A 12,494-nucleotide genomic window follows, 5' to 3' on the forward strand; every position below is an offset into this window, starting at 1 on the left:
TTTAATCCGTACAGGAAATCAGCTTATACATTGGGTTCTCACCGGGATGAAGCTCAAGTATGTGCTTTTCACAGGGAAGAGCTTCGCCTGGATCGTGAGTTACATGTAAAAGCGTTGTTGTACCTGTTTCTGCAACAGTTTCCAGTAAATCCAGAATTTTCTGACGATAATTTTCATCAAGACCATGACACGGTTCATCCAGAATAAGAATTTTAGGACTTTTTACGGCTGCACGCAGAATTAAAACGGCACGCTGCTCTCCATAACTCAATGAATTGAAAGAATCATGTTCCCTGCCTTCAAATCCGCCAAGTTTAAGCCATTTGCGGGCAGTTGCAGTTTCTACGTCAGTTTTCTGCTCATACAACCCTATGGAATCTTTAAAACCTGAAATAATTACACTTTCCAGATCTGTGCTGCCAACCATGCGGTATTCAACATGCCAGCGGTAACTTACAATACCAAGCTGTTTTTTAATATCCCAGATTGTTTCGCCGCTTCCTCGTTTTTTACCAAACAGATATACATCATTACAGAAAACCTGATGATTATCACCTGTTATAAGTTCAAGGAGAGTTGTTTTACCAGAACCATTTGGACCACGGATAAGCCAGTGTTCACCCGGTAAGACCTGCCAGTTAAAATCAACAAGGATCTGTTTTTCACCCCAGCCGACATTTACATTGTTCATCTGAATGAGAGTTTGAGAACTTTCTGTATGAATATCTGTAACGAGTGTTGTATCTTTTTGAATCTCTTTTAATTCATTTACGAATTTTGATTTTTCTGATTCACGGGATTTTGATTTTTCTGCATTTCTTTCTGAAAGAAGATTTTCATATTCTTTTTTAGTACCGCAAAAAGAAATTTCACCTTTTGAAAATTCCAGGACATTTGTTATAGTTTCAGGAATTTCATGATAGCGCTCCATTGACAGAATTACTGAAGGAACACTTTTACCAACAATAGTCGCAAAAAATTCCAGTAAAATGGAACGGCTTTGAGCATCAAGACCGGCAAACGGATCGCTTAAAATAAGCAGTTTTTTTCCGGAAAGAAGGGCACGGCATAAAAGAGTACGCCTGATTTCTCCCGTAGACATGAATTTAAGCCCGCGTTCAAGTATTGTTTCAACTCCGCATAATTTAACTTCCGGCATTGTTTCCAGGCGCGAAGCAATTGGAGGCAGTGGAAGATTTCTATGCTTTGCATCAGGACCGCCTAAAACTTCTGATATAAAACGCCGACCTGTTCTGCCTTCATCGATTTTGTCCATATATTCAGATTCGTCTAAATCCCGCTCTTCCTGAATTAAAGCAGCTGCCTTTTCCAGAGAAACAATTTCAACTGAATCTGAGAATGAATTTTTATATGCAGATTGAACTGCCTCATTTGGTATAATTTGTTTTTCGCCGGCTAAAGCCTGTAGAAATTCTGCCTTTCCGCTGCCGTTTGCACCAATAACAAGCCATGCTTCGCCAGAGTTCATGCTCCAGCTTATGTTTTGAATTTTAGTTCCGTGTAAATCCTGAACACGACAATTGTTTATGCTGATGAGTAATTCTGTATTCATAATAAAAAAACCGGTCTAGCGACCGGCCTGCTTAATTATTTGCCACCAAAAATCAAACCTGCAAGTTTGCCGATTGGATCAAAATCAAGAAGAAGTACATCAATTGCAAAGAAAACAGCAAAACCAATTACTGCAATAAGCAAAAGAAGTGCAACACCAATAAGCATCTGAATTGAAATTGGAAGCGAATCAAAACCTGAAGTTTTTTTTGTAGAAACTGTATTTGAAGCCATAATATACTCCGTCAAAAAAAATAAATCATTTATATATTAAAGGTAGATTGATTTACCGTCAAGTGATAAACAGGGAAAATTTTGAGATTTTCCCTGCGGTCTTGCGCCTGCGCGGGAGAGGGCAGCTTACTTCTCGCTCTTCAAGAATACAACATCCATTCGGTCTGTCTGGAAACCGATTGCAGCATCGCAGTCACTTACGGTAACGCCGTCTTCGCTTACAGAGGAAGACCATTTGCCCTGATAGTTACCTTCTACGTAAGTAAGGTTTCCTCCAACAGCATAGTGGTTTGTCGAATCTTCAACAACAGCAGGTATAATTTCTGTATCCCAGACAGCAGAAGATTCTGTGCTGTCAACAATTCGCTTAACTGCATACTTAATACCATTGTAAGTCTTAGCCTTGTTAAGATAAGAAACACATGGAGTGTTGTCTGTGCCAATTAATGACAAAGTAGGATAAGTACCTGTTGTATCAATTGTCTCGTCAGTTTCAAAAGAATATGCATCGGCAGTAACTCCAGGTGTTTTTACACCGGCTGTACTTTTTATGTACTTCAAATTGCCTTCATCATCAACATAGACAATATGAAGTACATCGTTTGAATCAATCTTCATTGCAACATCTGAACCACCCGCAGCCACATCCTGACGGCGCCATGCAGAAGCAAGAGATGGAGAATCACTATTAGCATAAGCTATGCGAACACATTCATTTGCAGAATCGTAGTATGCAATAACAGGACAGCCGGTTGAAGTTACATCCATACTGATTGCACTACCCGCCATACTTGACTGTGTTGAGCCAGTAGAAACGACATTAGCTTCACCAAAGTACATTGCAACATGAGGACCAGCGTTTGTTGCTGAAGTTGAAACTTTACTGTTATCAAATTTGCTATCTGTCCATGTCAGATAATAACCACTTGTGTACCATGTGCATGTTGCTGTATGCAGTTCTGTAACATACAGTCCCTGAGTGTTTGTATACATAATTGCAAATGTAACTGTTGAACCACTTTTGATTTTGTCAGTGTTAGGGAAATCTGTCGTACTTAAACGTGCAGAATTAGTACCCAAATAAGCAGCTGTATTTCCAGGCTTTTCATTATAAGTTATTGAATAGCCAACTTTTTCATCATTATTTGCATAATCATAAGTTCCACGGCTATGAACTCTGTCAAGACCATCACTGGTACCATCAATTAAAACCCAGCCTGTAATATCAAATTGATTAGCATTAGCAGTTGGAAGTGCTGAAATATTTTCTACTGGCTGATAGGTATAACGCAAAGCCTGATTCTTAATATCATAGTATGCAAAATGCATGTTATTGCCAAACCGGGCAGAACGAGGAACATCAAAATGCTCAACTTCACGAGTCATTGCATAACTAGAAAGCTGATATCCTGATGTATATTTTTTATCAGCCAGATAATATCGGTTATACAGAATTGAGGCGGTTGTATCAGTTGAAGATTCCATTGCAGCTTCATTACTCAATGCGATACCGAATGCACCACCACAGTTATTGTAAGCTGCATAACCTGTTGAATTGATTCGACCGGCGTTACCTACATGTGCTGGGAATAACATTACAGCAACTGAGTTAGCCCCCTGATATCCGTAATAATTTGCAGCTGTACCAGTTTCTGAAGTAGCCTTTTTATCAATTGCAATAAATGACGGGTCCTGAGGCTGGTCATAATTCAGGAAGATTGATTTACTTGCTACAGTAAGACCTTTTTCAAGCTGAATAGAAGCAGAACCTTTAAGAGACCATGTTGAGAACAAATTACCACTTGCATCAGCTGCCATTGTAGGCATGTGGCTTAAAGAATCTGTACTTACAAAGCTGTGTCCAACATCATAAACATCAAGATAACGATTGTCATAATAGGTGTATGAACCGCTGGTTTCATGGTTATCAGTTTGAGAGTTATCATTTTTATGATTCAAACTAAGTATACCGTTAACAGTTACGGTCAACTCTCCAGAGTTAGATGGAACATAGAAAGTCATTGTCTTATTATTACTTAAAACAAGTGCATTCTTTGTTCCCAAAAGTTTATCCGAATCTGTTGAAGCTTCAGTTGCTGTAAGTGTTGTTCCGCCGACAGAAACATAATTAGTAGTATCTGTACTTAAAGGGAAGTTATAACCTGTTACAGTAAGCTGGTCACCTATTGCCACCGGATAGCTTCCATATGTTGAGCGGTTAGTAATATTTGTACCTGATGTTGACTTGTAGCGACTCTTAGTTGTATCTGTACGAGTTATTCCCGTGATATACGGCACAACATCCACCTGATATGTAGCATAAGGCACAGTTGTTGCAGCACCATTAGTATTTGTTCCGTCGTTTGCGGCTACAGTAAATACAACGTCTGTTGCTGCAATTCCTGCAACATAGCTTGAATCTACAGTAAGGCTCCAGGTTACTGTATGACCGTCTGTTGTACTGAATTCATTGCCTGTAATTGCAAATGTTAATCCTGTTGCAGGCTGCGTGATTGTAAATCCACCTGTTGTAGTGCTGTATGCTGCAACTTTTTTTGTACTTACGGCTGTGCTGTCGAAGTTTTTGCTTGTTGTAAGATAAATCTCACTTACACGCTTTTCATCAGTTACAGTTCCAGTAAATGTAACTTCACCTGAAATTTTTGTATCTCTATCAAGATACTTTGTTGCATTTCCGTCTGTAAATACAGAAGGTAAAGTAGAACTTAATTCAACGTGACCTGCATTTTCTACAGCAGCAGGATCCTGAATTGACGGAACAGGGAATTTGTCATCTGTAAGGTCAATATAAAGCGGCACATTGATTACAGTGTACTGAGAGCCGAATACAGTATTTCCTTCAGCGTCAACTGAGTCACCAGTACCGGCAGTTGTTCCATTTGTAGAATCCCAGATTGTAATTCCGATGTTGCTGAGTTTATGTGTGCTTTCAGTTGCTTCAACCCATTCTGTATGACCAGAAATGTCACCTGTTGCAATTTCAAAGCCTTTAAGGGAACTTGAAACAATTGAAGCAGTTGTTGTTGTATCTGATGTTGTGTCATAGAGAGAAGATGTGCGTGCTGTTACGCTTCCCTTTGTGCCTGCTGTAGGTTCCGTTAAGATTCCGTCAGTTGAAGAGGCTACAGCAAGCTGATACTTAAGGTCGCCGTTACCTTCTTTACCGCCGACAAATTCGAGGGCAACACCAAGTTTGTTTCGCATTGTAAATCCAACGCCATAATAATTGCCGTCAGAATCTTTTTCTGTTGATTTGTAAGAAAGTGTAGAAATTTCCTGTGCACTTCCTTCAAGTTCGCCAGAAGAATTGATTACAGAACCTGAAAGTGCCGAGTAATACTTCTGACTCAAAGTTCCACCTTCGCTTGAAGTAATTGCCTGACCACCAAGTTCGTTGTCGGTATATTTGCCGTCCCCGTTCAGGTCAGTTGCAAGGAATACCTTAGAAACGCGAGGCTTGTGGTTTGTGAGCATTACTGTTGTTGTTTCTGTGCTGTAGTTTCCGGCTTTATCGGCTGCTACTACAACAATATCAATCTGACCGTCGTCAAGTTCGTCTGAGAAGAAGTCAAGAGCCCATGAAAGAGTTGTACCGGACAAATCAAAAGTTTCTGCAAAACCGTCACCGTCATCATTTGTAATTGTTGTAACACCTGAAGATGTAGTACCGCCTTCTCTATCAGAATCTACAGCGATTGCAGCTGCAAAGAATGCGGATGTTGGCAGTGTAGCAAATGTTGCATTAACAGTTGCTGTATGTTCAGTTGTATTAACTTCTGTAATTGCATAATAACTGCCTGAAAGTTTTACAAGGCTTCCGCGGCGGATAAATGAGTTTGCAGTTGTAATAAGAGAAGAAGAAGTAATTACTGTGTTTTCACCGCTTGCAGCACAGCTTACAGTTCCGCTTACACCATAAAGAACTTCACCGGCTTCGGTGCTTGTTATCTGCTTAAGGGTTCCTGATGTTCCCGTAGTTGCGGTATAAGCAGTTCCTGCTTCAACTTTAGAACTGTCATTTGCAGTATAAGAATTTATTGTTGGAAGAGGAAGTTCAAGCTGTCCGTCACGCATAAAGTAAACAGCCATAAAGTCCGGTTTAGAACCTTCATCAATGGCAGTACTGTAAACACTGTACTTATAGTTTGAATTTTCTACTTTTGTCATAGAAATTTCATTCGTTCTGTCTTTATCGCTGTAAAGAGGCTTAATTGTCGGTGCAGTGTTATCAACATTGATTGAATATGTTTTAGCTGAAGAGAATAATCCATCTTTACTCATTGCAGTTACTTTATAAACAACGGTATCAGCTGAATCTTTATCAACTGGAATATAAATCTTTACACTTGTATCATCACCGCTCGTTGCAGTTGTAAAATAATCAGTACCTTTTGTAAGATTTGCATTATCCTTTGTAACACTTTCAACCTTTACATAAGAACCAGAAGCACCCTCTGCCTCTGCTGCAGTTACTTCAAGATACCACTGACCTTTTACATACATGTCTGACGAATATGATTTTTCGCCGGTAACATTTGAAGAAGCCGTAATTGTAGAAAGATTAGATGCTGTTGGCGAAGTTTTGAACTGGTAAAGCTGTTCTGTTAAAGCTGGAGCTTTGTTGTTGATTGTAACATAAATGCTGTCTGTCCAGTCTCCAAATTTACCGTTTGAGTTAACTGCTGATGCACGCAGGTAAACTGTATTTACGCCGTCTCCAGTCGGATCAAGCTCTTTATTTTCGTTAAGATTGAGTTTCCATGCGTTTGTTGTAGTTTTAATACCCCACCATGAATCAAGTGATGTTTTGCCTGTAAAGCCGTACCTTTTGGCAATTGCATCTGTCATTGTACTTGAAGTGTAAGAAGTACCTGCAATTTCATTAATTACATCGTAAGCTGAAACTACAGTATAACCGTAATTTCCAGTACCTGTTCCGGCTTTTGTTTTATCAGTATCAGAGAATGAAGCAGAAGAACCAAGCTGAATGTAAACAGAATTCAGGCTTACAGAAGCATAAGAAGAAATTGAAGTGCTTCCAATCATGCGGACAGTTCCACCCAAAGCATCTTCATTGCTTGGGTTTGTAATTGTTGTAGTAATTTTATCTACATCCGGGTTATACAGAATCTTATAATCGGTTGAATAGGCAATATTACCGAATTCATCAACAGCCCTGAAGTAAACCGGAATTACATAGTAAGTAGAACTTGGATCAGAGTATGTACCTGAGGTTTCTGTATAAGTTGAATTTGCATAATTATCCAGAAGTGTATTTCCAGTGAATGTGAAGTTAACAGTGTCACTTTCATCATTCCATTCAAGACTTTCTTTATTAAGAGAAGGCCAGCCTGTCTGCTGTGTTAAAGTTGGGATAAACCAGCTTACAGAAGTAACGTCATTAGAGTCAGTAGTTGTTCCGGTAAGTGTTACGCTGCCGTTGTTTTGAGTTGAAGAATCAGCTGCATAAGATTTAGGGCTTGTAATATTAACAGCCGGTCCGTCATTATCAACAGTGAATGTGAACGTGCCGTTTCCTGTAAGACCAGAATTATCGTACGGAATTACAGTAATTTTAACAGAACCAGAATCAAGTCCAGCGACAGAAAGCGAAGGCAATACCCAGGTTGAATCGCCGGTTGTACTTGTGGCTGTGAATGTGCCGGCACTGGTGTATCCGTCTGCAATTGTTTTTCCTGCAATAGTCGTTTCAGAAGTTGTCTTGTATTTGAGTGTTGTGCCGTCAGTCTTTGCGATTGTAACGAGCATACCTGCAACACCGTTTGCATCACTTGCATGAATTGTAAGTGCAATGTTCTCCCGTTCTGTTCCGCCAGTTACAAAGGCTGCAGAAATTCCTTCAGAAGTTACTGATTCATCACCTGAAGATTTATAAGTTACAGCCGTAATGTTATCTACAACAGGAGATTCATTGTCTGATTTGTAAGTGAATGAACTTGAAGCTACAGCAGAATCAGAAATTGCCACAGTCTTAACGCTCAATACAGGAATTGTCGTGTAATCACTTGTTGAAGAAGCCGAAGTAAATTCCGTGTCTTCGTTATCAACTACAGTGAACTTAAAGTATTTAGCACCATCATCTGTTGAAGAAGAAGCAAATGTAAAGTCTCCGGAAGCAGAAATTGCTGGTGTTATGACACTTCCAACGGCGTTTCCGCTTGCATCAAGTTCCTGAATTGAAACAGATTTTACAACAGCAGAAGAAGTTGAATCGTCATCACTTACTGTAACATCAACAGTGCCGGCATCGTTGAGTTTTAAGATATACTCATCATTTGCATTTGTAGTAAGTGTAGTAAAGTTCAAAATCGGGCGGTCAGATTTCTGATTAACAAATACTGTAACGATATTTGAATATCCTGTATTTCCTGCCGCATCAGTTCCCACAGCACGGAGGTAATAAGTTGTCTCGTCTGTAAGGGCAGTTGTATCAAGGCCCGTCATATTGAATGAGTAGTTTCCGCTGATTGAAACTGCGGCATCTGTCCATGCAGACTGGTCTTTCGAATACTGGAGAGCAGTAATCGTGTCTGAAGGGAGAGTATTTCCGTCTTCTGCGTTTCCGCTCAAATTGATTGTCTTGTTAATATCAACTGCATCTGTCGATTTGAGTGCGTCTGTTGGTGTGTTAAGTGTAATTGTCGGAGCAGTCGTATCAACTGTAACCGTAAACAGATTTACATCTGTATAATTTCCGGCATAATCGTAAATGCGGGCATAAACTGCTCCAGACTGCGTTACCTTTTCTTTTGCAATTGTAAATGAAGCTGTACCATTTGAATAATCTGCTTTATTTGAATCTGTTGCTGTTGAATCTGTAATTTTTTCATAAGGAAGAACATAAATTCTACTGATTCCACTGCCACCATCTTCATCTGTAACTTCAAATGAAACATAAATATCAGATTTACCGTTTGCAAGATAAGAAGACGTAGTTTCTGCATCAGAACTTGAAGTTCCTGCTTTTACAGAATTATCTGTAAGTTCCGGTTCCTTTGCATCAATATAATATGGTCCGCAGCTTACAGTATTTGTGTTTCCTGCATTATCAACAGCAGTGATTTTAATTGTAGTTGTTGCAGATACAAGATTTGAAACATTACCAGACCAGGTTTCAGTTCCAGCAAAATCATTTGAATTAGACCAGTTAGAACCATCTGAACTTGTCTGATAATAAACCTGTTTAATTCCAGTGCCATATGTATCAGATGAAGTTCCTGAAATTTTAAGTTCACTTGATTTATACCAGATATTGCCGGCAGAATCTGTAGTTGAAGCTGTTACAACTGCTGGAGTTGAAATTACAGGTTCAGTTGTATCAATTACAACTGTTCTGGTAAGACCAGTTTCACGGTTTGCGGCATCTTTAACAGTTATAACAAAAGTGTATGAACCGTCTTTTAATTCATCAGTTCCAGTACCGCAGATAATTTCTTTAGACCATGAACCTGTCTTTGTTCCATTGCTTGTAGTAATTGAAGTTAAATTTACAGCACTAAATTCACCGGATACAGCCGTTGAATTTGAATCTGCAAGAGTTCCTGTATAAGAAATTGTAACTGCTCCAACTGCAGTGTTTGAACTTTCACCATAGAAACCATTGGTATCACTTGCTGTTCCAGACAAAATAAATGAATCATTTTTATACTGAGTACTAGTACCAATAGAAGTTTCTGTTAATACAGGCACACTCTCATCAATTGAAATATAGAATGTGTCAGAAGTAGTTTTTCGTAATGCCTGAATTGAACTATCAGTTGTTTCTGTATATGTACTGTCCTGTGCAATGATATAAACCGGATAAACTCCTTCATTAAGTAAAGACAAATCATAATTAAGAGGATAACTTGTTTTTGTACCTGTTATTGTTTCAGTCAGTTTGTCTTCCCCATCGATATTCAAAACCAGCGAAGAAATTGAATCATCATCTTTGATAGTTGCTGTCAAAGCTTTCTTTGTCGTTAAATCAAAAAGATTTTCATCAGTAACAGCAGATTCTGTAGAAACTGTAGAATCAGCATTTGTTACAGTTATAATTGGAGCATCTGTTTCCTGTTTTATTGTGTATGTATAGATGGTATTCGTTGTATCATCGCTGAAATACTGCGATTTACAATAATCATCTGTTGTATATATTGTTTCATTTCCTGCAGAATCAACTGCCTTTACTTCAACTTTGAAAGATTTGCCGTCTTCATATTTGGTTGTATCTACATAAATTTTCTGACTTGTGCCTTTTCCAGGTGTATACCAGCCGTCTGAGTCAGTTTCAAGTTCATCTGAAGTTCCTTTTTTATAAATCTTTGCTGAAGTTCCATTAACAAGAATACGGTAGTAAACGGAAGCAAGATGAGTATCGTCAATACCAGCTTTTACAATGATTGTACCATTTACATAAGTATTTACACTTGAAGAATCTCCGTCAAAATCAGAACCTTCTACACCAGGCAGAACAGAAGTAATTTCAACTGAAGGAGATACTGTATCAACATAGAAATCACGGCTTATAGAACCTGTATTTCCGCCTTCATCAGTAACATCAACAGTTAAAGAGTATTTGTAAGTTCGTTCTGAATTAGCAGTTGCCGCAAATTTTGAACTCCAGCCGTTACAGTCAGATAATTTAAAATCGAATGTATCTGAAGTGCCGCCGTTTATTGTTTTTTCATAGGTAAGTTCATTTGTTGTGCCGTCTGTAACTGTTTCGTCGTTATCTTCATCAAGGACAGTAATAGTTGCCTTCAAAGAAACAAGTTCATTTTCACTTGTAACAGAGCCTTTTATTTTTAAATTGGTATCTGCTGAAGTTTTAAAGAATTGAGATTTTTCCGGAGTTTCGATTGTAATACTTGGAGGAGTACCGCTTGTTGTTCCTATAAATGCGTAAACATTATTATGATAAATATTAGAACCTGCAACGTCGTTTCCTGTGACTGCAACAATATAACAGCTTCCTGATTTTACAGTAGATCCTAAAGCATTACTTGTAAGACTGAAACTTGTAACAGAATTTTCAGAAGAATCACTGCCTATTTGTGTCCAGCCGGATGGTGCAGCAGCAGAAGCTCCATATACAGATGATTCAAGTTTTGAAACAATACTTTCAAGTCCTTCCTTGTAGTCATTATCTTCATCAACTTTGTACATCCACATTGTAAAATCTTTTGGGGCAACAAGAGTATTGCTGTCAAATGCAGTTATAGTTGCTGACAATTCACTGCTTGTACTGGCCTTTGAAGTAACAAAATCATTATAAACAGGTTTCGTACTGCTTGCACCTGTGCCGCTTGTCAAAGCATTAACGCTCAGGAAGGTATAAGTCGGTCGTGCTGCAGGGTTAAGTGAGAATGCAAGATGATTTGAAAGCGTATCCTTTCCGCACAAATCAAGAAATTCTTTTACGCTCAAGTTTGTATCGTCGGTATACGGGTTTGCAAAACCTAAAGACTGTGCTGTTGTATCAAGAATTGCATATCTGTCTGTGTACTTTCCGTTCATGTTTCCAATAACACGGGAAGGAGTAAGACCAAGGCTGGTTGTTCCACTTCCCATAAGAACATTATAAACATCATCGTACAGATAAGCAGTTGAAGTTGTATTACCGGTTTCTTCACTTGCAGTAGTTTTACCTGCATCCTGCCAGAGATATGCTGTATCAGCAAGTGTTATTGATGTCTTAAACGATTTTGTTTCGTTTGTAGCTGCAGCAGCTGTCTGTGTATCATTAAGAGTTACAGTTCCATAAATATTTGTATAGTTAGAATAAAGTGTGTCAGTTCCATTTACAGTGAAGCGGGCAAAATCTATTGCACAACCGTCAGAAACGTCAATTCCTTCGTCAATTTTATAAGTTCCGTTTAAATTTTCACCATCATACACTTCAAGAGTCATCTGCGAAACAGAGTGACTTTCACAAACAGTTCCCTGAACCCGAAGAGTTGTACCGTATGCGTAATTAGATGTCAAAGAATTTGGTGCAGATACTATAAAAACAGGTGCAGTATTATCGATTTCAAGAGCAAGACTGTAAGGGCCTGTTGAACGGCCGGCATTATCATATACATAGACTTTTGCAGAATAAGAACCGTCAGGAAGAATATAGTTTCCTTCTGAATCAGCTTCATTTGCTTTATAAATCCATGAAGTTCCATCAGAAACATCAGCAGTATAGGGTCCATACTGAGAATTTGTAGAAGTATTTGTAAAAGCTACAGTTACTTTTGAAACCTGTTTATCATCATTACAGGTTCCGGCAATATAAAACCAGTCACGGATAACTGAACCGTCCGGCGGATAAGAAATTGTTGCGCTTGGTGCTTCCGTATCAACTGAAGAACCTAAACCGGCATCTTCACCACAAGTGGTAAGAAAAACTGTCGCAAGACCAAGTGCGAACACCTTTGCCAATGAAATTAATTTTTTTTGAAGAACTTTTTTAATCATTTTGCACCCCTGCTTTTTAAGCAAATGACAAAAATTACAATTTTATTTGGGGAACATTCTATTGCATTTTTGTAAATGTGATAAGTATTGAATAAGAAAAATAAATTTTTTCTTATTCATGGGTGCAGGATTCTCAGCAAAATTTTAGATTTTGGAGATTTAGTGAAGGAAAATTATAAAAGAAGCACCTGACTACGAAAATC

3 protein-coding genes are annotated in these 12,494 nt (G+C 38.6%); all 3 read right to left on the minus strand.

Annotated elements, in window-relative coordinates; genetic code table 11:
• Position 1: 1 nt before the first annotated feature.
• Positions 2-1,573: an ATP-binding cassette domain-containing protein gene (locus ACKI5B_RS01405; RefSeq protein ID WP_407425165.1), complete on the minus strand. Its 1,572-nt coding sequence runs from the start codon at positions 1,571-1,573 to the stop codon at positions 2-4.
• A 35-nt stretch (positions 1,574-1,608) separates the two neighbouring features.
• Entirely contained in the window at positions 1,609-1,806 is a 198-nt protein-coding gene (locus ACKI5B_RS01410; protein ID WP_407425166.1) for a hypothetical protein, read from the minus strand.
• A 126-nt stretch (positions 1,807-1,932) separates the two neighbouring features.
• A complete protein-coding gene (locus tag ACKI5B_RS01415) occupies positions 1,933-12,291 on the minus strand; it encodes a beta strand repeat-containing protein (protein ID WP_407425167.1) in 10,359 nt (3,452 codons plus the stop codon).
• Positions 12,292-12,494 lie beyond the last annotated feature (203 nt).

The organism is Treponema sp., assembly GCF_045657965.1.
GTDB lineage: Bacteria > Spirochaetota > Spirochaetia > Treponematales > Treponemataceae > Treponema_D.

Coding starts and splice junctions, on each gene's coding strand:
- ACKI5B_RS01405 (WP_407425165.1), bottom strand. CDS start 1,573: ATGAATACAGAATTACTCATCAGCATAAACAATTGTCGTGTTCAGGAT.
- ACKI5B_RS01415 (WP_407425167.1), bottom strand. CDS start 12,291: ATGATTAAAAAAGTTCTTCAAAAAAAATTAATTTCATTGGCAAAGGTG.
- ACKI5B_RS01410 (WP_407425166.1), bottom strand. CDS start 1,806: ATGGCTTCAAATACAGTTTCTACAAAAAAAACTTCAGGTTTTGATTCG.